General features: G+C 65.3%; 14 protein-coding genes and 1 other RNA gene. 10 read left to right on the forward strand and 5 right to left on the reverse strand.

The window, feature by feature from the left end; translation table 11 throughout:
• Positions 1–198 precede the first annotated feature (198 nt).
• Positions 199–2,121: a 2-isopropylmalate synthase gene (leuA, locus tag BCAL_RS06160; protein WP_043165610.1), complete on the forward strand. Its 1,923-nt coding sequence runs from the start codon at positions 199–201 to the stop codon at positions 2,119–2,121.
• Positions 2,122–2,195: 74 nt separating this feature from the next.
• On the opposite strand, the gene BCAL_RS06165 is transcribed toward leuA, so the two are convergent.
• Entirely contained in the window at positions 2,196–4,595 is a 2,400-nt protein-coding gene (locus BCAL_RS06165; RefSeq protein ID WP_052119109.1) for a transglycosylase domain-containing protein, read from the reverse strand.
• A 182-nt stretch (positions 4,596–4,777) separates the two neighbouring features.
• Between BCAL_RS06165 and ffs the strand changes: the two genes are divergently transcribed.
• The 6 genes from ffs (at position 4,778) to BCAL_RS13730 (ending at position 11,964) form a co-directional block, all read left to right on the forward strand.
• Positions 4,778–4,874: signal recognition particle sRNA small type (ffs, locus tag BCAL_RS12720), an RNA gene on the forward strand.
• A gap of 92 nt (positions 4,875–4,966) precedes the next feature.
• Positions 4,967–6,169 (forward strand): phosphatase PAP2 family protein, encoded by a 1,203-nt coding sequence (locus BCAL_RS06170; RefSeq protein WP_160268284.1) that lies wholly within the window; start codon positions 4,967–4,969, stop codon positions 6,167–6,169.
• 41 nt (positions 6,170–6,210) lie between these two features.
• Positions 6,211–9,243: a type I DNA topoisomerase gene (topA, locus tag BCAL_RS06175; protein WP_043165606.1), complete on the forward strand. Its 3,033-nt coding sequence runs from the start codon at positions 6,211–6,213 to the stop codon at positions 9,241–9,243.
• Positions 9,244–9,306: 63 nt separating this feature from the next.
• Positions 9,307–9,969, forward strand: coding sequence for a dTMP kinase (gene tmk, locus BCAL_RS06180; protein WP_052119108.1), 663 nt, complete (start codon positions 9,307–9,309; stop codon positions 9,967–9,969).
• A complete protein-coding gene (locus BCAL_RS06185; RefSeq protein WP_043165604.1) occupies positions 9,966–11,117 on the forward strand; it encodes a DNA polymerase III subunit delta' in 1,152 nt (383 codons plus the stop codon). Before tmk ends, BCAL_RS06185 begins: the two co-directional genes overlap by 4 nt.
• 373 nt (positions 11,118–11,490) lie before the next feature.
• Complete coding sequence (locus BCAL_RS13730; protein ID WP_238549642.1) at positions 11,491–11,964, forward strand: hypothetical protein; 474 nt, start codon at positions 11,491–11,493, stop codon at positions 11,962–11,964.
• 390 nt (positions 11,965–12,354) lie between these two features.
• Here BCAL_RS13730 and BCAL_RS06195 read toward each other — a convergent pair whose 3' ends face one another.
• Positions 12,355–14,064, reverse strand: a complete 1,710-nt coding sequence (locus tag BCAL_RS06195) for an alpha,alpha-phosphotrehalase (RefSeq protein ID WP_043165603.1) — start codon at positions 14,062–14,064, stop codon at positions 12,355–12,357.
• An 8-nt stretch (positions 14,065–14,072) separates the two neighbouring features.
• Positions 14,073–16,094 carry a PTS system trehalose-specific EIIBC component gene (gene treP / locus BCAL_RS06200; RefSeq protein ID WP_043165600.1) on the reverse strand — a complete coding sequence of 674 codons (2,022 nt, stop codon included), beginning with the start codon at positions 16,092–16,094 and terminating at the stop codon, positions 14,073–14,075.
• Positions 16,095–16,340: 246 nt separating this feature from the next.
• On the opposite strand from treP, the gene treR reads away from it, so the two are divergent.
• Positions 16,341–17,072 (forward strand): trehalose operon repressor, encoded by a 732-nt coding sequence (gene treR, locus BCAL_RS06205; protein WP_043165599.1) that lies wholly within the window; start codon positions 16,341–16,343, stop codon positions 17,070–17,072.
• A gap of 228 nt (positions 17,073–17,300) precedes the next feature.
• Here treR and BCAL_RS06210 read toward each other — a convergent pair whose 3' ends face one another.
• Both BCAL_RS06210 and BCAL_RS06215 read right to left on the reverse strand, forming a co-directional pair.
• Positions 17,301–18,311, reverse strand: coding sequence for a LacI family DNA-binding transcriptional regulator (locus BCAL_RS06210; protein ID WP_043165597.1), 1,011 nt, complete (start codon positions 18,309–18,311; stop codon positions 17,301–17,303).
• A gap of 214 nt (positions 18,312–18,525) precedes the next feature.
• Complete coding sequence (locus BCAL_RS06215) at positions 18,526–18,792, reverse strand: HPr family phosphocarrier protein (protein ID WP_043165596.1); 267 nt, start codon at positions 18,790–18,792, stop codon at positions 18,526–18,528.
• 265 nt (positions 18,793–19,057) lie between these two features.
• Here BCAL_RS06215 and ptsP point away from each other — a divergent pair, with 265 nt between their 5' ends.
• Complete coding sequence (ptsP, locus tag BCAL_RS06220; RefSeq protein WP_043165595.1) at positions 19,058–20,713, forward strand: phosphoenolpyruvate--protein phosphotransferase; 1,656 nt, start codon at positions 19,058–19,060, stop codon at positions 20,711–20,713.
• Between the two features lie 229 nt (positions 20,714–20,942).
• Positions 20,943–21,497 (forward strand): YbhB/YbcL family Raf kinase inhibitor-like protein, encoded by a 555-nt coding sequence (locus BCAL_RS06225; RefSeq protein WP_043165594.1) that lies wholly within the window; start codon positions 20,943–20,945, stop codon positions 21,495–21,497.
• Positions 21,498–21,578: the final 81 nt, after the last annotated feature.

Genomic DNA, 21,578 nt, shown 5'->3' on the forward strand with positions numbered 1-21,578 from the left:
TGTGCGAGACATTACCGGGGAAAACCGACGAATCGTGCAACATTGTGGACCCGGCGAGGCGTTGGGGCGCGCGGTAGGTAGGATGGGGGATTGCGCATGTTACGTATGCGTAAACGAACCACAGACGTCTGATCACTGTCATATGGCCGGCAGAGACGGTCATGCACCAAACGCCGTGTACCAAGCAAAGGAGGAACGATGGGTCAGGATCAATCATCGGTATTCGATCTCGCCGCGGTCGCCGCGGCATCCAACGGAGGGAACAACGACCCGCTGCTGCCTCCCGCACGATTCATCGGCGACCCGCAGAAGCCGAGCAAGATGCCGTACACCAAGTACGTCGCCTACGACAAGCAGGTGCCGTTCGACTACCCGCAGCGCACGTGGCCGGGCAAGAAGCTGCAGCGCGCGCCGCGCTGGTGCTCCGTCGATCTGCGTGACGGCAACCAGGCGCTCGTCAACCCGATGGACTCCGAGCGCAAGCTGCGCTTCTGGAACCTCTTGGTCTCCATGGGCTTCAAGGAGATCGAGGTGGGCTTCCCGTCCGCTTCGGAGACCGATTTCGACTTCATCCGCATGCTCATCGAGCGTGAGCTCATTCCGGACGACGTGACCATCGTCGTGCTCACCCAGTGCCGCGAACACCTGATCCGCCGCACCTACGAGGCGCTCAAGGGTGCCAAGCGCGCGATCGTGCACTTCTACAACTCCGTCTCCGTGCTGCAGCGCGAGGTCGTGTTCCGCAAGAACAAGGAGGAGATCAAGAAGCTCGCCACCGACGCCGCCGAACTGTGCAAGCATCTGGAGGGCGAGGCCGAGGGCATCGACCTGTACTACGAGTACTCGCCGGAGTCCTTCACCGGCACCGAGCCGGAGTACGCCGTCGAGGTGTGCAACGCGGTGATCGGCGTCATCAAGCCGACCCCCGAGCACCCGATGATCATCAACCTGCCGGCCACGGTCGAGATGACCACGCCGAACGTGTTCGCCGACGAGGTGGAGTATGTCTCCAACAACCTCGACGACCGCGACTCCGTGGTGCTCTCCCTGCACCCGCACAACGACGAGGGCATGGGCGTGGCCGCCACCGAGCTGGCCGTACTGGCCGGCGCCGACCGCGTCGAGGGCTGCCTGCTCGGCAACGGCGAGCGCACCGGCAACGTCGACCTCGTCACGCTGGGCCTGAACCTGCTCACGCAGGGCGTCGACCCGCAGCTCGACCTGTCCGACGTGCCGGAGATCCGCAAGACCGTCGAGTACTGCAACCAGATCAAGATCTCCGAGCGTCACCCGTACGCGGGCAACTTCGTGTTCACCGCGTTCTCGGGCTCGCATCAGGACGCCATCAAGAAGGGTCTCGAGGCCCGTCAGGTGGCCGCGGACCGTGCCGGCGCCGATCTCGACAAGTTCGTCTGGCTCGTGCCCTACCTGCCGATCGACCCGAAGGACATCGGCCGTACGTACGAGGCGATCATCCGTGTCAACTCCCAGTCCGGCAAGGGCGGCATGGCCTACCTGCTCAAGACCAACCACAACCTCGACCTGCCGAAGCGTCTGCAGGTGGAGTTCGACAAGGTCGTGCAGAAGTACGCCGACGACACGAAGAAGGAAGTCAAGGACGAGGACATCTGGCGCCTGTTCAAGGACGAGTACCTGCCGGTCGAGCAGTCGGGCATGACCGCCGCCGGCGTGGTCGTCGGCGATACGCACGATGCGTCGCTCGCCCCGTGGGGCCGTCTGAAGCTGCTCAAGGTGGCGGTCTCCTCCGGTGAGGATGGCTCCGACACCGTGCTCAAGGCGCGTGTGCTCGACCGTGGCGTCAACGTGGGCGTCGACGAGCCTCACGAGCGTGAGATCTCCGGCGTGGGCAACGGCCCGATCGCCGCGTTCCTCAACGCGATCGCGAACCTCGGCATCGAGGCGTCGGTCATGGACTACGTCGAGCACACGATGTCCGTCGGCACCGACGCGATGGCCGCCTCCTATGTGGAGTGCCAGGTCGGCTCCGATGCGGATTCCGAGATCATCTGGGGCGTCGGCATCGACTCGTCGATCACGACTTCCGCGCTCAAGGCGATCATCTCCGGCATCAACAGGGTGAACCGCTCGGCTGAGCACTGATAGGCGCTGATAGGCGCTGACTATGTAGGAAGGCCTCGCATGGATTGGATCCGTGCGAGGCCTTCCTTTTTCAGCTACTCCATCACGCCCGGGGTCTGTTCGGGGCCGGCGGATGGGTCAGAGGGGGTGTTCTCGGGGACATCGCCCTGTGTGCCGTTCGATCCCGAACCGGAGGAGCCGGTTCCGCCGGTATCGTTGGAACCGCTGCCTGTGCCGTTCGATCCGGAACCGGAGGACGTGCAGCCCGCTGCGGACGGATTGGTCGTGCATTCACCCGTAGAACCGGTGCCCGTGCCTGAACCGCTGCCGGTGCCGCCCGTACCCGCGCCGGATTCGCTACTCTGGCCGGACTGCGCGGAGTCGGTGGACTGATCCTGCGTATTGGCGTCCTGCGAGCCGGAGAACGAATAGTACCGCTTGCTCGACGACTTCGAACCGGTGCCCCACGTGCCGTCGGAGCCACCGACCTTGCCGTTGTCCTTGGCGGTCGGGAAGGACTCGTTCGCCGTGCCGGCCAGCGCCTGCGTCATGTACTGGGTGAACAGGTGCACCGGGTAGTCGGAGTGTCCGGTCCAACGGCCGAATGAGGGGATCTCCTGCGGATTGCCGTTCGCGTCCGGATACCACATCGCGAACGTGGAGACCACGGACGGCGTGTAGCCGACGAAGCTCGCCGCGTACATGTTGTTCGAGGTTCCGGTCTTGCCGGCGATCGTGTGTCCGATCGAACGCGCCTCGGTGGCGGTGCCGGACTGGACCACGCCGGTTAGGGCCTTGGTCACGAGGTTCGCGTCGTTGGCCTCGAACACCTTCGTGGTGGATGTCGGCGCCTGGTAGAGATCCTTGTTGTGCACGTCCTTCACGCTCGCGACGATGTGCAGCGTCGGCTTGTTGCCCTGATTGGCGATCGTGGAGTACGCCCACGTCATGTCCCTGACGGTCAGGGCGTTGTTGCCGAGCACCGTGTACGGCTCGGAGCCGTCCAGTGAGGTGCTCTGCACGCCGGCCTCGCGCGCGAGTTCGGCGATCTTCTTGGTGCCGAGCTTGGTCTGCAGATCCATGAACACCGTGTTCGACGACTGCGCCGTGGCCTTGTACAGGTTGATGTACCCAAGGTTGGCGCCGCCCACGTTGCTCACCGTGCCCGCGATGCCCGGATACGTGCGTTTCGAGTTGCCGTTGAAGATCGTGTTGAGGCTGACCTTGTCCTGCACCGCGCCCATGAGCGCGAACGCCTTCATCGTGGAGCCGACCTCGTACTGCGCCTGGGTGGCGTTGTTGAGCTGCTTGGTGAGGTAGTCGTCGCCCGCGTACAGCGAGATGATCGAACCGTCCTTCGGATTGACGCTCATCGCGCCGAACTGCATGCCCTCGGGCACCACGCCCTGCATGCCGTTGCTGGCGGGGCTGACGACCTGCTGCATGAGGTCCTGCTTCGACTTGTCGATCGTGGTGACGATCCTGTAGCCGCCGGTGTCGAGATCGTCCTTCGTGAACGCCTTGCTGTTGACGAGCTCATCGCGCACCATCTGCAGCAGGTAGCCGTTCGGCCCCTTGTACATGTCCTGTTGCGTGTTCTCGACGGTGTCCGGCATCGTCGAGGCGTCGGCGGCCTCCTTGGCGGTGATGTAGCCGTCCTCCTTCATGATCGAGATCACGCGGTGGAAACGCTGCTGAGCCATCTTCGGGTTCTGCGCCGGATCCCACGTGGAGGGGGCCGGGATGATGCCGGCGATCATCGCCGCCTCCGAGATGGTCAGATCCTTGGCGTCCTTGTTGAAGTACGCCTGTGCGGCCGCCTGGATGCCGTACGCGCCGCGACCCAGATAGATCGTGTTCATGTAGTTGCACAGCACCTGGGACTTGTCCTGGCTCTGCGCGATCTTCAGCGCGAGGATCGCCTCGTGCAGCTTGCCGGTGTACGAGGTCGTTTCGCCGAGGTAATAGCGTTCCGCATACTGCTGGGTGATCGTCGATCCGCCCTGGCGCGTGCCCTTGGTGACGTTGTTCACCAGTGCGCGGGCGATGCCCTGCAGATCGATGCCGCGGTCGGTATAGAAGCTGCGGTTCTCCGACGCGACGATCGCATTGCCTACGTAGTCGGGGAGTACGGCGCAGTCGATGATCTCGCGGTTCTGCTCGGAGAACGTGCCCATCTCGGTGGTGCCGTCGCTGAAGTAGACGGTGGTGTTCGAGGCCATCGCGACCTTCTCCGGCGCGGGGACCTCCGTGGTGGCGTACAGGTACGCGAACAGACCGATGCCGGCTGCCAGACACAGCGCGATCAATCCGAGTATCCACTTGAGGATGAGATGCCGGCTGCGGCCCCTTGCCTTCGGGCCCTTCCCGCCCCTGGCACGATGGTTGCCGCCGCGGTAGTGACGGGCCGCCGGATTGCGCGTCGATCTGCGCTCCGACGTACCCTGCGCCGCCCTCCGGGCATGCTTCCGACCGTTACTAGAGTGTGAAACCATACCCTCCACCGTAACCACATGCCTTGAACAAGCCGCTAAGGTTTTGCTTGTTCAGGCTGCGCAAGGTGGCTTTTTTCCGTGAAATCCTCACAATGATGAAGGTGTCTGGAAGGAAGCTGGACGTCGGGGAGGGCGAGGATGTCGGGATATGTCGGGATATGTCGGAACATGGTGTATAGTAGACAAAGCCTCCACGCGGCGTTACGTCGCCCAATCCCCCCAGGGCAGGAATGCAGCAAGGGTAAGCGGCCTCTGACGGGTGCGTGGAGGTTTTTCTATGCTTGTGGGCTACTCTGTATGGCATGACCGACGAACAGAAGCCTTCCGATCCCTCAGGTCCCGTGATTCGTGATCCCCGCGAGCCTCGTCTCATGCCGCAATCACCCTCCGGCACGTCCTCGCGTGCATCCTCGGATCTGGTACGCGACTTCGAACCGCTGGACATTCCCGTGCGATCCTCGTCCAAGCCGGCGTATCCGTCGTCGAACCGGCCGACGTCGCTGGCCGACGTCGCCGACGTGGAAAGCACGAACACGATGGATCTGACCGCGGTGATGGACGCGGCCACGGGCGCCGGTGCGGGCGCCGGCATGGGAGCCCCGGCAGGCGCCAAGGCATCCTCATCCGGCGAGAACGATCCCCTCTCCCGCAGCCCGCGCGCCTCCAGCCGCGTGCTGTGCGTGCTGCTTGGCCTCATGTTCATCGCCGCCGCGTTCGGCGTATGGTGGCTCGGCACGCACACCGAGGCCGGTCAGGCGTTCGACGACATGACCGAAGTCGCCTTCGCCGACACGGCCCCCGCATGGCTGGGCGGTCTGCTTGCGCTCGGCACGCACCTGAACGTGGTGATCGTCTCGACGGCGCTCGCCGTCATCGCCGTCGTCATCGCCGCCATCCGCAGACGCTGGTGGCTGTTGGGGCAGATCGTCGTCTTCGGTCTGCTGTGCTTCGCCGCCACGCTGATGAAGCCCGTGCTGCCGCGCCCGTTCATCATCCACACCGAGATCGTCGACGGTCCGTCCGCGCCCTCCGGGCACGTCACGCTCGCCGTCGCGTCCGCGATCGCGCTGCTGCTCGTCGTATCGCGCGGATGGCGATGGGTCGTCTCGCTCGTCGGCATGACGTGGAGCGCGTTCGTCGGCCTGTCCGTCGTCTACGGACGCTGGCATCGCCCGTCCGACGCGGCGATGGCCATGCTGCTGGTCGGCGGCATCGCCCTGATCATCCTCGCGTTCACGCGCGCGTCCGGCATGGACCGCATGGGCACGCGCCGCTCCTCCGCAGGCGCGCAGATCGTCGCGAGCGTGTCCCTGACCGCCGGGATCATGGCGACGTTGTACGGCGCGTACGTAGTGTGGCAGATCGTGCCCGGACTGACGATGAGCGCGCAGTGGGCGCGGTCGAGCTCGATGGCGGCCAGCGCGATTCTCGCCGTCGCGATCGTCCTGCTGGTCTTCGGATGCACGCTGATGATGCGCCAGATCACCGCCTCGCCGCTGAGCCGTCTCGGCCTGGTGGGGGCGCCTCCGGCCCCGCCGAAGCGCCGCCGGGAACCCTCTGGCCACGCGTCGTGAGTATGATGACTGCACAGCGGAAGAAGAAATAAGGAGAGATCATGGCAAATGGCACCAAGCTGGTGATCGTGGAGTCTCCCACCAAGGCGCACAAGATCGGCGGCTATCTGGGAGACGGATACACGGTGATGGCGTCGGTGGGTCATATCCGGGATCTCGCGCAGCCGAGTCAGGTGCCCGCCGACGAGAAGGCGAAGTTCGGCAAGTTCGGCGTCGATGTCGACGACGGCTTCAAGCCCTACTACATCGTCGACGCGAACAAGAAGAAGACGGTCTCCGAGCTCAAATCAGCGCTGAAGAAGGCCGACGAGCTCTACCTCGCCACCGATGAGGATCGCGAGGGCGAGGCCATCGCGTGGCATCTGGTCGAAACGTTGAAGCCCAAGGTGCCGGTCAAGCGCATGGTCTTCCACGAGATCACCAAGAACGCGATCCGCCAGTCGCTCACCCAGACGCGCGACGTCGACGCCGACATGGTCGACGCGCAGGAGACCCGACGCATCCTCGATCGCCTCTACGGCTACGAGCTGTCTCCGGTGCTGTGGCGCAAGGTCGGCCCGGGCCTGTCCGCGGGCCGCGTGCAGTCGGTCGCCACGCGTCTGATCGTCGAGCGCGAGCGCGAGCGCATGGCGTTCGTTCGCGCACCCTACTGGGATGTGACCGCGACGCTGTCCGCGCCGGGTGCGGAGGGCGCGCCCGTGTCGTTCGAGGCGCGCATGACCGGGCTGGACGGGCATCGTCTGGCCGGATCCAGGGATTTCGGCGATGACGGCCGACTCATCGCGGACAGTGTGTCCGCCGGCGTCCGTCAGCTCGACGAGGCGACCGCTCGCTCGCTCGCCACGGCACTGCGCGACGCGCCGTTCACCGTCACGTCGATGGAATCGAAGCCGTATCGTCGCCGCCCGCTGCCGCCGTTCACCACGTCCACGCTGCAGCAGACCGCCGGCAATCGCCTCGGCATGAGCTCGCGCGCCACGATGCGCGCCGCTCAGGGCCTGTACGAGAACGGCTACATCACGTATATGCGTACCGATTCGGTGACGCTCTCGCAGGAGGCCATCGCGGCCGCGCGCGAAAGCGTCACGGCCCACTTCGGCGAGCGATACCTCTCCGACGCGCCCAAGCAGTACGCGACCAAGACCGCCGGCGCGCAGGAGGCCCACGAGTGCATCCGTCCGGCCGGCGCGCACTTCCATGATCCGGACGAACTGGCCACGAAGGTGCCGAGCGACCAGCTGAAGCTGTACACGCTGATCTGGCAGCGCACGCTCGCCTCGCAGATGGCCGATGCCACCGGTTCGACCGCGACCGTCAAGCTCACCGCTCCGGCCGGTGATCACGGCGAGGCCGCGTTCCAGGCGTCCGGCACGGTGATCGAGTTCCCGGGCTTCATGAAGGCGACCGGCGAGGGGCGTCGCGCGACTTCGACGGATAAGACGAAGGACGATGACGGCAAGGCGAAGTCGGCCGACGAGAACGCGTCCCTGCCTCCGATGAGCGAGGGCCAGCGGCTCGGCGCATCCGAGGTCGAGGCCGACGGGCACGAGACCCAGCCGCCGGCGCGCTACACCGAGGCATCGCTCGTCAAGACGCTGGAGGCCAAGGAGATCGGCCGCCCGTCGACCTACGCGTCGATCATCTCCACGATCATCGACCGCGGATACGTGTACGAGCGCGGCCGCGCGCTGATCCCCTCGTGGCTGGCGTTCGCCGTGATCAAGCTGCTGGAGAAGAACTTCCCGAAGCTCGTCGACTACCAGTTCACCGCCGACATGGAGAACGGCCTCGACCAGATCGCGCACGGCAAGGAGACCGGCCGCGACTGGCTCACCCGCTTCTACTTCGGTTCCGGGCACGGTGCCGCGCAGTCGGCCGACGAGGCGCACGAGGGCCTGCAGCAGCAGGTCGCGCAGCTCGGCGACATCGACGCGCGCGCCATCAACACCATCGAGATCGGCGACGGTCTGCACGTGCGCGTCGGCCGCTACGGCCCATATCTGGAGGACACGCAGCACCTCGATGCGGAAGGCAACCCGAAGCGCGCCTCCCTGCCCGACACGATCGCGCCGGACGAGCTGACCGTCGCCGTGGCGCACGATCTGATCGACAACCATTCCGGCGGCCCGCGCGAACTGGGCACGGACCCGGTCACGGGCGGCACGGTCGAGGTGCGCAACGGACGCTTCGGACCGTACGTGGCGCTGATCCCGCCGGCCGGAGCCGAGGGCGCCGCCGCCGGTGCCGCGGCTCCTGCCGAGACCGGCTCCAAGCGCGGCTCGAAGAAGCAGCCTGCCGCGCCGAAGCCGAAGATGGCAAGCCTGTTCAAGACGATGAGTCCCGAGTCGATCACGCTCGATGACGCGCTGAAACTGCTGCGTCTGCCGCGCGAGGTCGGCTCCTACGAGGAGACGAACGCCGAAACCGGTGAGATCAGTGAATCGCACGTCATCGCGAACAACGGCCGTTACGGCCCGTACCTGACCAAGACGAAGGCGGACGGCTCCACCGATACCCGTTCGCTCGGCTCCGAGGACGAGATCTTCACCGTCACCATCGATCAGGCGAAGGATCTGTTCGCGCAGCCGAAGTACCGCGGTCGCGGTCGCGGCGCCGCCAAGCCGCCGATCCGCTCGCTCGGCAACGATCCGGAATCCGGCAAGCCGGTGGTCATCAAGGAGGGCCGATTCGGCCTGTACCTGACCGACGGCGAAACCAACCGCACGCTGCCGCGCCAGTACGATCCGGCCACCATCGAACCGGCGGACGCCTACCGCATCCTCGCCGAGAAGCGTGCGATGGGACCGGCCCCCAAGCGTGGTCGTGGCGGTCGATCGGGCTCCGGCGCGAAGGGCAAGGCCGCGCCGAAGGTGAGCGCCGTCGAGGCCAAGCGCGCCGAACGCCGCGTCGAGGTGAGGAAGCTCGCCGATCAGGGCTGGGCCAACACGCGCATCGCCGAGAAGATCGGCTCCACCGCCGCCACCGTGAAAAGCGACATCGACTGGCTCACCGCGAACGAGGGATACGAACGCCCCGCGGTGGTGGCCGCCAAGCCGAAGCGCGCCGCGAAGTAGGTAAGGGCCGACGGGACGTCCGTGGGTGCCGGGGAATCGCAGGCAACGGTTATGGTGGAAACCATGGCTGGACTGTTCATCTCATTCGAAGGCGTCGACGGCGTGGGCAAGACCACGCAGGTCGAGCGGCTGCGCGCGTATCTGGAATCGCGCGGTCGCACCGTCGTGACAACTCGCGAGCCGGGTGGCACCGCATTGGGACGGGCCATCCGGCGGTTGCTGCTGCATGGGGTGGATGAGGAATCCGCCGACATCGCGCCGCGCGCCGAGGCGCTGCTGTTCGCCGCCGACCGCGCGCAGCACGTCGCCGAGACCATCCGGCCTGCGCTCGATCGCGGTGAGGTCGTGATCACCGACCGGTATCTTGACTCGTCGCTGGCCTATCAGGCGGGTGGGCGCGAGCTGACGGCCACTGAAATTCGAGAGTTGAGCATGTGGGGCACGAACGGACTACTGCCGGTGCGCACGTACCTGCTCGACATGGATCCGGCGCTGTCGCATTCGCGCCTGACCCACACCGCCGATCGCATGGAATCGGCCGGCAACGAGTTCCAGAATCGCACGCGTCAGGCGTTCCTCGATCTGGCCGCCGGTGAGCCGGAACGGTTCCGCGTGATCGACGCATCGCGATCCATCGACGAGGTGTGGGCGTCCATCCGGGCGGATATCGACGGACTGCTGTTGCGCGAACGGCGCGACGGCGCGAACGGCGGGGAGTCGGCATGAGCGTGTGGGATTCTCTCGTCGGGCAGCAGCAGGTCGTCGAACAGCTGAAGGCCATCGCGGCCGGCGATCCGAAGCAGATCGCGCAGTCGTGGCTGATCTGTGGCCCTCCCGGATCGGGCCGATCGAACATGGCGCGCGCGTTCGCGGCCGCGCTGGAAAGCCCCGATCACGGTCTGGGCGACGAGCCGACCAAGGTGACGCAGCAGGTGCTCGCCGGCACGCACCCGGATGTGAGCGTGCTCGCCACCGACAAGGTGACGATCGGCATCGACGAGGTGCGCGATCTGATCGGCATGTCCGAGCAGATGCCGAGCACCGCGCCATGGCGGATCATCATCATCGAGGACGTCGACCGCATGCTCGAACGCACCACCAACGTGCTGTTGAAGGAGATCGAGGAGCCGGCCGAGCACTGCATCTGGCTGCTGTGCGCCCCCAGCGCGCAGGACGTGCTGCCGACCATCCGCTCGCGCACGCGCATCGTGAACCTCGCCGTACCGGGTGCGGCGGCGGTCGCGAAATATCTCGAGGAGAGCGTCGGCGCGGAGCCGAAGATCGCGCGGCGCGCGGCACGGCTTTCCGAAGGGCATATCGGTATCGCGAAACTGTACGCCACCGACGAGCGGGTCATGACCGACCGCGACGAGCTCATCGTCGGCGTGCTCGGATTGCGCAGGGCGTCGCAGGCCGTGCTGCTCGCCGGATCGCTCAACGCGAACGCCAAGGCGCAAGCCGAGGTGGATGCGGCGCGTCAGGCCGCACGCGAGGAGGCCGATTTCCGGCGCATCAACGGACTCGGCCCCGATGACCGCATCCCGCCGAAACTGCGCGGCGCATACAATGCGATCTCCAAGAAGGACGAGCTGAAGCGCCGGGCCACCCGCCGCAGCCGCGACGTGCTCGACCGCGCGCTGAACTCGATCGCCTCGATCTACCGCGATGTGGCCGTGATCCAGAACGGTGCGGAGGACTCGGTCGGTTTGATCAATCTGGAGAACCGTACGGCGATCACGGAACTGGCCTCGCGCATGCCGCGCGCCGCCGCCGTGGAGCGGCTCGACGAGGTTGCGGTCGCGCGCAGGCGTCTCATGGGCAACGGCAACCCCGTGCTGGTCTTCGAGGCGCTGTTCTGCGCGCTGATGTACTGAGCGCGGTGTTGTGGGTGTGCCGAGGGCGAGGCAGTTCGCGTGTCTGTTGTTGTCAAAAGTGTGCTGATCGAACACTTTTAAGGCGTTATTGCTGTTTTCGTGGGTGGTGATCCGTTGTTGAGCCGTTGGGCTCTCCGTTGTCGTCCTTGTTCCGGCCAAAGTGTGAAGGGGCTTTTTCATTGCCGCGGCGGCGGTATTCCGATTTCGGTTTCGGGTTGTTTCGCCGGTGTGCGTGCTCTCCGTTATGGTCCGTCTCGGCGGTCTGCGGGGGGGGCGGATGGCGGCGGAAACGTCTCGCTGAACTGGGTGTTGACGGGAGGCGAGCGTCGGGTAGTGACGGACACGTCTCGCTGGCGCGGTGTCGGTGAGACGTATGCCGGACGTTTTCCGGGGAGCTGGTGGCGTATTTGCGGTCGTTGCCGGCGGTGGCCGGGGCGTCGTCGACGATCCTCGTCGACGAGGATCGTCGACGAGGATCGTGTATGCGGATTGGTTTCGCGCGGATTGCGTTCGCCGGTATCGTGCGGGCGAGCATCCGGTGGATTTATTTCGCGAGGCGGGGTTGGATCCGAAGCTGATCGGTTATAAGCGTATCGAGCGCGCGTTCGCGAGGTGGCGTGCCGAGGCGCTGGTGCCCGCCTTGCCCGCAGGCCGCCCGCGTAAGGCGTCGCATGATTCGTCGGATGGCGCGGGCGGCGTGATCTCCGGTACGGACAGTGCTGGCGGCGGAGATGCGGTCATTCGTTCTGATCCGCGTGATCTGCTCATCGAGCAGCAGATCCATTACATCCATTACCTCGAGGAGCGCCTGCGCCGGGCGGAATCAAGCGGATCGCCCGATCAGTGAATCGTCACAACGCGACGATTTGAAGGGTTTTCGCGTGTTGTGACAAATCTCGGGGGTAATGAATCCGTCTGGGACTGGCGCAAAATCTCAGGAATGGCGGAATTCCGGGCTTTTGTGGTTGTGTGGCTCTTGTGTTCGTGGGTTCGTGCCCGAGGATCCGTGTCACAAGACGAGAATCGGGGCGTTTTTCGCGCGTTGTGACACGGATTTTTGTCACAACGCGCACGGCAAGCGGTGATGCGCGCGTTGTGACAAGTTGGGGCGGGATGGGTGAGGGATTAAGCGCGCAATCACACGGTTCCTGTGTTGAAGCCCGCATGATTGCGCCGTTCAGTGCACGGCAAACGGTTGACGCTCGCCGAGTGGCGGGAGGATATGGGTGATGCCGACTCAGCGGTACCAGACGGACGTCTCGTAGGGGCGCAGACCCGAGACGGGGGATGTGGTGTTGGCGTGCGGGGCGTCGGCGTAGTTGCCGAGGATGCGTTCGAAGCCTTCGAGATCGGGGACTTCGGCGCCGGTCCATTCGGTGTCGTGGCCGTGGAAGTTGGCGACCATGATCAGCTCGTGACCCTGCCAGCGCCGGCGGTAGGCGAACACGTCCGGGTGATCCACGGCCAGCGGTTCGACGTCGCCGAAGGCGATCACGTCCAGTTCCTTGCGCAGGGCGATGAGCCGCCGGTAGTAGTGGTAGATCGAATCCGGGTCGGCGATCTCCGCAGCGGCGTTGATGTGATCGCGGTTCGCGTTCACGGCCAGCCACGGTTCGGCCGCGGCATGGCTCGAAGCCGAGGCCGAAGCCGGTGACGACGGCATGAAGCCAGCGTACTGCGAGTCGTCCCACTGCATCGGCGTGCGGGAGTTGTCGCGCGAGTGCACCTGGATGATGCGCAGCGCGTCATCGGCCTTCAGACCCTTGCGCTGGAGGATCTCGTAGTGGTTGAGACTCTCCACATCGAGGAACTGGCCGATCGACGTGTAATCGGCGTTCGTCATGCCCAGCTCCTCGCCCTGATAGACGTACGGCGTGCCGCGCAGGCAGTGCATCACCGTGGCGAGCATCTTGGCCGACTCCTTCCAATAGCGGCCCTCATCGCCGAAGCGCGAGACCACGCGCGGCTGGTCGTGGTTGCACCAGAACACCGCGTTCCATGCGTTATGCGCGGCCATGTTGGTCTGCCAGTCGAAGACGATGCGCTTGAGCCTGGCGAAGTCCGGCGGTACCAGCACCCACTTCTCATTGCCCATGAAGTCGACTTTGAGATGGTGGAAGCTGAACACCATGTTCAGTTCGTGGGTGTCGGCTCCGGCATAGCGGTAGCACTGCTCCATCGACGTGGAGGACATCTCGCCGACGGTGATGATGCCCGGATCGGTGCCGAACGTCGCCTCGTTGAGATCGCGCAGGTATTCGTGGACGCGCGGGCCGTCGGTGTAGAAGCGGCGGCCGTCGCCGTCCGGATCGTCCTCGAAGGCGGCCTTGCTGATCAGGTTGATGACGTCGAAACGGAATCCGCGCACGCCCTTGCCCATCCAGAATCGCACGATCTTCTGGATCTCGTGGCGCACGTCCGGGTTCTCCCAGTCGAGGTCGGCCTGCGTGGGGTCGAACAGGTGCAGGTACCATTCGTCGAACTCGGGCACGTACGCCCACGCAGAGCCGCCGAACTTGCTCTCCCAGTTCGTCGGCGGCACGCCCGGGCCCTTGCCCTTGCGGAAGTAGAAGAACTGCTTGTAGTACGGATCGCCGGCCATCGCCTTGCGGAACCACTCGTGCTCGGTGGACACGTGGTTGAAGACCATGTCGAACATGAGGCCGATGCCGCGCTCGCCGGCTTCGGCGATGAGCTCCTCGACGTCGGCCATCGTGCCGTACGCCGGGTCGACGTCGTAGTAGTCGGCGACGTCGTAGCCGTTGTCGTTCTGCGGGGAGACGAAGAACGGGGTCGACCAGATGTAGTCCGCGCCGAGGTCGGCGATGTAGTCGAGCTTGCCGATCACGCCCCTGAGATCGCCCAGTCCGTCGCCGTTCGAGTCGGCGAACGACTTCGGGTAGATCTGGTAGACGGTGGCCTTGTGGAAATCGGTGGTGAACGTCATGGTGTGTCTCACTTCCAGGTGATGACCGGGGTTTCGCCGGCGATGGCCGTGAATCCGGAGTGCATGGTCACGTTCTCGGCGCCGCCTTCGCCGGTGACGATGAGCATCGTGGTGGTCGGGTGGCCTGCGGCCTTGATCTTAGTCGGATCGAAGGTGATCAGCGGGTCGCCGCGGCGGACCGTATCGCCGGCCTTGACGTGCAGCTGGAAGCCGTCGCCGCCCATCGAGACGGTGTCGATGCCCACGTGGATGAGCAGTTCGAGACCGTTGGCGAGCTTCAGGCCGCAGGCGTGGCCGGTGTCGGCCATGACGACGGAGACGGTGGCGTCGGCCGGGGCGAGCACGGTGGTGCCGGTGGGTTCGAAGGCCACGCCGTCGCCGACGATCCTCTTCGAGAAGACGTCGTCCGGTACCTGATCGATCGGGATGACGGTGCCGTCGAGGATCGCGGTGAGTTCGGTCGGGGCGGCGCTCTGGTCGGCGGTCGGCTCGGAAGCCGGAGCCGGGGCGGCGACGGGCGCGACGGCGGTGCCGGAGACGGCGACCGGCTCGGCCACGGCGGCAACCGCGGGCTCCTTGCCGAAGCGGTCGACGGCGGTGAGCTTCCTGCGGCCCACGGCAACGGTGAGCACGAACGGCACGACCACGGCGGTGAGCATCGCGAGCAGGAAGACGCCCCAGAACTGCGGCTTGATGGACAGGATGCCCGGCAGGCCACCGACGCCGATCGACGTGGCCTCGACGCCGAGTCCGACGGAGATCATCGCGGCGGAGGCGGAGCCGATCATGCCGCAGATGAGCGGGAAGCGGTACTTCAGGTTCACGCCGAACAGGGCCGGCTCGGTGACGCCGAGGTAGCAGGAGATGAGGGCGGGGACGTTGACCTGCTGGGCGCGCTCGTTCTTCTTCTGCAGGAAGGCCATGCCGACGACGGCGGAACCCTGCGCGATATTGGACAGGGCGATCATCGGCCACAGCGCGGTGCCGCCGTACTGGGTGACGAGCTGGGTGTCGATGGCGTTGGTCATGTGGTGCAGGCCGGTCATGACGACGGGCGCGTAGAGCAGGCCGAAGACGGCGGCGAACAGGACACGAACGGGGGAGAAGAGACCGGCGTAGACGGCGGAGGCGATCCAGTCGCCGATCTTCCAGCCGATCGGGCCGACGATGGTGTGCGCGATGACGACGGCGGGCAGCAGCGAGCACAGCGGCACGACGATCATGCTGACGACCTCGGGGCAGTGCTTGCGGAAGAAACGTTCGAGGTAGACGAGCACGAATGCGGCCATCATCGCGGCGATGACCTGGCCCTGATAGCCGATCATCTGCACCTTGGCGAAGCCGAAGTCCCACACCGGAATGTCCTTGGCGGGGGTGGAGGCTACGGAGAAGCCGTTGAGCAGCTGCGGGGAGACGAGCGTCAGACCCAGCACGATGCCGAGGATCTGCGTGGTGCCCATCTTGCGGGTGATGGACCAGCAGATGCCGACCGGGAGCATGTGGAACACGGCCTCGCCGATGAGCCACAGGAAGCTGTAGGTGCCGGCCCAGAACTGGGAGATGTCCGCGAGGGACTTGGTGCCGTTCGCAAGATCGAATGCGCCGGAGTCGGTGAAGAAGTTGATCTCGCCGATCACGTTGCGGAAGCCGAGGATCAGACCGCCGCAGATCAGGGCGGGGATGATCGGGGCGAAGATCTCGCCGAGCGTGCCCATGATCTTCTGCGCGACGTTCTGGTTCGACTTGGCGGCGGCCTTGGCTTCGTCCTTGCTCACGCCCTCGATGCCGGAGATGGCGGTGAAGTCTTTGTAGAACTCGGCCACGTCGTTGCCGATGATGACCTGGAACTGGCCGGCCTGGGTGAAGATGCCCTTGACCGAGGCGATCTCCTCGATGGCGGGTTCGTCGGTCTGCTTCGGGTCGACGAGCACGAACCTCATGCGGGTCATGCAGTGCGTGACGGCCTTGATGTTGGCGGTTCCTCCCACCAGATCGAGCAGGCGCCTGGCGTCGCCCTCGTACTTGCCCATATGTCTCTCCTTGACCTGACCCCCGCGTGAAGTGCGGGGTGCTTCGTTGCTTGCCGTTGTCGGTTGTGGGTCGGGGGGTGATTCTCGCGAATCGCCCCTTACTTGTTTGAACAAGTATAAGAAACTTGTTTGAACAAGTCAACCCGCGTGTCGGATATGCCGCGGGCCGGCGTGTCGCTAGAATCGACAGAGACGTTCAAACAAGTGATAGCGAATCGGAAGATGCTGGGAGGAGGCGAACGACGCATGCCGAAGGCGAAGTACGACGATATCTATCGCGATCTGAAGGAGCGGATCGAACAGGAGGAGTACGCCTACCAGTCGCTGCTGCCCAGTGAGAACGAGCTGGCCGCGCGGTACGACTGCTCGCGCAACACCGTGCGCCGCGCCATCGCCCAACTGGCCTCGGACGGGTACGTGCAGTCGATGCACGGTCGCGGCGTGCGCAACATCTACCAGCCGGTCGAACAGGCCGCGTTCACTGTCGGCGGGATCGAATCGTTCAAGGAATCCGTCGCGCGCAACCATCGCGTGGCCTCGACCGAGGTGTTGGAGTTCCGTCACGTCATCGCCGACGCCAAGCTCGCCGCTCGGACCGGATTCGAGGAGGGCTCTGCGCTGACCTACATCCTGCGTCTGCGAATGCTCGACGGAGAACCGCTCATCCTCGACCACAACTACTTCCGTTCGGACATCGCCAAGGGGCTGACCGAGGATATCGCGCGGGCGTCGGTCTACGACTATCTGGAAGGCGAGCTGGGCATCGTCATCACCACCAGCAAACGTACGATGACCGTGGAGAAGGTCACCGCCCAGGACCGACGCTATTTGGATCTCAAGGGCTACAACTGCCTGGCCGTCATCACCGGCCAGACCTACGACGACCACGGCGTGCAGTTCGAATGGACCCAGTCACGCCATCGCCCCGACTATTTCCGCTTCCAGGACGTAGCCACCCGCACCCGGCCGGGTGTGTAGGAATAACGGATAACGAATGAATCGGAAACATATGCACAGAAGGAGGTGTGGTGGCCGCGGGGCGATGCGCGACCGTAGGCTTGGCCGAGCGGCCTTGAGCGTGTCGCGCATCGTCCCGCGGCCACCACACCGGTTACCGGAACGGACTGAAGGCGTGTCGTCGCCGTAACTACCCCTCAGTCCCGCTTCGCGGGCCAGCTCCCCTGACAAGGGGAGCCGAGATTGTGCCTACCGCCTGGTGGAGGAGACGCGCACGACGAGCTGCGGGGGCAGGGAGACGTGCGCGGGGTGTCCGGGGCCCGATTCGATGAGGCGGAGAGACTCGGAGACGATCTGCGCGTAGGGCGGGCGCACCGAGGTCATCGTCGGCAGGGACGCCGAGGCGATGGGCGAGTCGTTATAGCCGACGACCTTGATGTCCTCCGGCACGTTCATGCCGAGCGCGTGCAGCGCCATCATCACGCCGAACGCGATCGTGTCGTCGGCGCAGACGACCGCATCGGGGTGGCCGCGCTCGCCGAACAGGCGGATCGTGCAGTCGAATCCGCGCGAGACCGTGCGATCGCCGAAGCGGTTCCAGTCGCTGTCGGTGGTGAGCCCTGCGGCGCGCACCTGCGTGTGGAACATCGCGAACAGCTCGGCGGACTCGAACGAGACCTCCTTGCCGGCTAGGTAGGCGACGGAATGCACGCCCTGCTCGGCCAGATGCCGGATGATCGCCTCCATCGCGGTGTTCTCGTCGATGGAGACCATGTTGGTGCGGAAGGAGCGCTGACGGCCGCCGACCTGCACGATCGGGATCGTGTCGGCGTATTTGTCGAAGACGCGGGAGAGATCGGCGCCGGCGGAGGTGACGGCGATGAGCCCGTCCACCTTGCGTGAGCACAGGGCGTCGATGCGGTCGATCTGCGTGGCCTCGTCGGCGCCGATGCCGAGCAGAAGCTGGCGGCTGTCGTCATCGACGATCGGTTCGAGCGCGTCGAGGAGACCGGCGGAGAAGTTGTCGGAGGCGGTGGGGATGACCAGTCCGATCGTGTTGGTCACGTCGGAGCGCAGTGCGCTGGCGGCGTAGTTGACGGAGTAGTTGAGTTCGGCGGCGGCCTTGCGCACGCGGGCGGCGATCTCGTCGTCCTTGGTTCGTCTGCCGGAGAGCACACGCGACACCGTGGCGGTCGAGACGTCCGCCAGTGTGGCGACTTCCACGATGGAGGCTTGGGACTTCGATGCCCGATTGGCCATGTTGCTGCTCTTTCGCTTGCCGGATACCGCTGGGTTGGGTTGATGGGACCGACGTCGTATCGCCGGTCTGGGCGAACCCGGTGGAACCTCGTGAAAAACGAATTCGCCGCCCGGCACAGCATCATAGCGCGCGGGCGGCGAACACGTGGAATAGGGAAGGAACGGGAACGTCGCCATGCGCTGCGGCGCCCCGAGAACTAGATGTGCCGGATGGTCACTCGGCCTTGGTCAGGGTGGCAACCAGGGAGTCGGCGACGGTCTCGGCGTTGTCGCCCTCGACGGTCAGGTTCACGGTGTCGCCCTGCTTGATACCCAGGCCCATGATGGACAGGATGGAGCCGGCCGGAACGGCGGCGCCGCCCTCCTTGGCAATGGTGACCGTGCAGCCGGAGGCGGTGACGGCCTGGGCGAATTCGGCGGCCGGACGGGCGTGGATGCCGACGGGATCGTTGATCACGGTGGAACGGGTTGCAGTTGCCATAGGGAGCACTCCTTTATGTCTGTATGTTATATGCCGCGCGTGCTCGTCAATCGGTGACGGGTTTGAGCGCTGAAAGAAACTATAGCACAGATTTTCACGACACGCAGAAAACGATTACCGGTGTTGCTTCAATCTTTTTTCTGTGTATACTGACACTGTCGGTAAATGGATTACACGCCATTGCGCCGCAGAAGACCGGCCAGTGCGGAAAGAACCGCACGGTACCGGTCGCAACAGGACATAAGACATAAAGGAGTGCTCGATCATGGTTATCACCGGAAACGGAATCGGACGTGGAGTCGCCGTCGGCAAGGTCATCCGCATGGCACCGCCGCTGGAGGAGCCGGCGGACGTGCGTCGCGATGCATCCATCAGCGCCGTCGTGGAGAACGAACGCGTCACCAAGGCTCTGGCCACCGTCAACGCGGAGCTGAACCGTCGCGCCGAAGAGGCCAAGCACGGCGATGAAGGCGCCAAGAAGGCCGCTCCGATCCTCGAGGCCATCGCCATGTTCGCCTCCGATCCCTCGCTCGCCACCTCCATCCAGAATCTCGTCAACGGCGGCAAGACCGGCGAGCGCGCCGTGCTGGAGGGCTTCGGCCAGGTCGAGGAGATGTTCAGGATGATCGGCGGATACCAGGCCGAGCGTGCGGCCGACCTGCACGATGTCGGTCAGCGCGTCATCGCCGAGCTGCGCGGCGTGCCCGCACCGGGCGTGCCGGACTCCGATGAGCCGTTCGTGCTCGTCGCCGACGATCTTTCCCCTGCCGACACCTCTTCGCTGGACCTCGAGAAGACCCTTGCGATCGTCACCTCGCAGGGTGGCCCGACCTCCCACACCGCGATTCTGGCGCGTGCCCGCGGCATCGTCGCGGTCGTCTCAGCGGCCGGCGCCGAGGACCTTCGCAACGGCGAGACCGTGATCGTCAACGCCGCCAAGGGCGAGGTCGTCACCGAGCCGACCGAGGAGCAGATCAGCGAGGCCGAGCACGCCAAGGCGAGGGCCGCCAAGGCCAAGGAGCTGCGCGGCCAGGCCGGCGGCACCAAGGACGGCCACCTCGTGCCGCTGCTCGCCAACCTCGGCAAGCCGGCCGACGGCAAGACCGCCATCGAGTACGGCGCGGAGGGCGTGGGCCTGTTCCGCTCCGAGTTCCTGTTCATCGGCAACGCCGAGCCGCCGAGCGTCGAGGAGCAGACCAAGGCCTACACCGAGCTGCTCGCCCAGTTCCCGGGCAAGAAGGTCGTCATCCGCATGCTGGACGCCGGCGCCGACAAGCCGCTGCCGTTCCTGACCCCGGAGGACGAGCCGAACCCGGCCCTCGGCCTGCGTGGCCTGCGTACGCTGCGCGTGCACAAGGAGGTCCTCGAGGGCCAGCTCAAGGCCCTCGCCGCCGCCGACGCGCAGACCGACGCCGACCTGTGGGTCATGGCCCCGATGGTCGCCGACGAGCATGAGGCCGCCTACTTCGTCAAGCTCGGCAAGAGCTTCGGCCTCAAGAAGGTCGGCGTCATGGCCGAGGTCCCGTCCATCGCCCTGATGGCCGACAAGGTTGCCGAAGTCGCCGACTTCGTCTCCATCGGCACCAACGACCTCACCCAGTACACGATGGCCGCCGACCGCATCCTCGGCTCCGTCTCCAACTACCAGACCGCATGGCACCCGGCGGTCCTGCGCGCGATCAAGCTGATCGCCGACGCGGGCAACGCCCACGGCATGCCGGTCGGCGTGTGCGGCGAGGCCGCGGCCGATCCGGATCTGGCCGTCGTGCTGACCGGTCTCGGTGTCAACTCCCTGTCGATGACCCCGGTGGCGCTGGATGACGTGCGCGCCCAGCTCGCCGAAGTCACCTTCGAGGAGGCCAAGGTCAAGGCCGAGGCCGCTCTGAACGGCGATTTCTACAAGCCTGCGTGGGGCGACTGATCCCACGCCCGATTCCCGCCTGACGGTGCAGTGCCCCCTAATGCGGTGCGCCATCAGGCGATGAACCACTAATCGTGATCCGGTTTCCCCTTCGTCCGGATCACCGCTGTCAGCCCGGCCCGTGCCGATGGGAATGAGCACTCCCCATCGGCACAGGCCGGGCTTTTTCGTTTTCGATGCGATATCCGTTTTTCACGCGCGCAACGTGGCGCGCGATACACTGGGACGTATGAAGATTTCCGCTGATTTCACCGTCATTCCCGACGATTTCGCCAAGGCGGCCGCGCCCGAATACCGCGCGGGCGGCGTGCCCGTCATCTCCTTCCCCTTCTACATCGACGAGGTGGACCCCGACGCGAAGTACCTGCACTGGACGTTCACCGACCCCGATTCGATTCCGGTGTGCGGGTTCGAATGGATCCACTGGACGGTCGCGAATCTGCCGATCGACGCGCTGATGTTCGACTTCAACGACTCGCACGCGCTGTCGATCCCGCCGGACTTCTCCCGTCAGATGCCCGCGATGATCCCCGAGGCGGTGCAGGGCCGCAACTCCTCGGCCTCGAAGTTCCTCGGCCGTGACAACGACCCGGCGGTCATCATGCGCTACAACGGACCGCAGCCGCCGGACAAGGACCATGACTACTACCTGCATGTCTGGGCCACCAAGAACCCGCTGCCCGGCTTGAATCAGGGCTTCTGGATGAACGAGCTGCTGCATCGCCTGCGCGAGTCGGGGGAGCAGGCCGATCAGGCCGGCATCTTCCTGACCGGCAGGGCGTGACGATGCGCCGATCGCTGTAAGCATCCATCGCTGTAAACATCATTGAGGACAACAAGAGGACAACAAGAAAGGACACCCATC

The sequence above is a fragment of the Bifidobacterium callitrichos DSM 23973 genome, from assembly GCF_000741175.1.
In the GTDB taxonomy this organism is placed as follows: domain Bacteria; phylum Actinomycetota; class Actinomycetes; order Actinomycetales; family Bifidobacteriaceae; genus Bifidobacterium; species Bifidobacterium callitrichos.

What these genes read in the sequence shown, in the direction of transcription:
- leuA (WP_043165610.1), top strand. Translation starts at nt 199, where the DNA reads ATGGGTCAGGATCAATCATCGGTATTCGATCTCGCCGCGGTCGCCGCG.
- BCAL_RS06165 (WP_052119109.1), bottom strand. Translation starts at nt 4,595, where the DNA reads ATGGTTTCACACTCTAGTAACGGTCGGAAGCATGCCCGGAGGGCGGCG.
- BCAL_RS06170 (WP_160268284.1), top strand. Translation starts at nt 4,967, where the DNA reads ATGCCGCAATCACCCTCCGGCACGTCCTCGCGTGCATCCTCGGATCTG.
- topA (WP_043165606.1), top strand. Translation starts at nt 6,211, where the DNA reads ATGGCAAATGGCACCAAGCTGGTGATCGTGGAGTCTCCCACCAAGGCG.
- tmk (WP_052119108.1), top strand. Translation starts at nt 9,307, where the DNA reads ATGGCTGGACTGTTCATCTCATTCGAAGGCGTCGACGGCGTGGGCAAG.
- BCAL_RS06185 (WP_043165604.1), top strand. Translation starts at nt 9,966, where the DNA reads ATGAGCGTGTGGGATTCTCTCGTCGGGCAGCAGCAGGTCGTCGAACAG.
- BCAL_RS13730 (WP_238549642.1), top strand. Translation starts at nt 11,491, where the DNA reads ATGCCGGACGTTTTCCGGGGAGCTGGTGGCGTATTTGCGGTCGTTGCC.
- BCAL_RS06195 (WP_043165603.1), bottom strand. Translation starts at nt 14,064, where the DNA reads ATGACGTTCACCACCGATTTCCACAAGGCCACCGTCTACCAGATCTAC.
- treP (WP_043165600.1), bottom strand. Translation starts at nt 16,094, where the DNA reads ATGGGCAAGTACGAGGGCGACGCCAGGCGCCTGCTCGATCTGGTGGGA.
- treR (WP_043165599.1), top strand. Translation starts at nt 16,341, where the DNA reads ATGCCGAAGGCGAAGTACGACGATATCTATCGCGATCTGAAGGAGCGG.
- BCAL_RS06210 (WP_043165597.1), bottom strand. Translation starts at nt 18,311, where the DNA reads ATGGCCAATCGGGCATCGAAGTCCCAAGCCTCCATCGTGGAAGTCGCC.
- BCAL_RS06215 (WP_043165596.1), bottom strand. Translation starts at nt 18,792, where the DNA reads ATGGCAACTGCAACCCGTTCCACCGTGATCAACGATCCCGTCGGCATC.
- ptsP (WP_043165595.1), top strand. Translation starts at nt 19,058, where the DNA reads ATGGTTATCACCGGAAACGGAATCGGACGTGGAGTCGCCGTCGGCAAG.
- BCAL_RS06225 (WP_043165594.1), top strand. Translation starts at nt 20,943, where the DNA reads ATGAAGATTTCCGCTGATTTCACCGTCATTCCCGACGATTTCGCCAAG.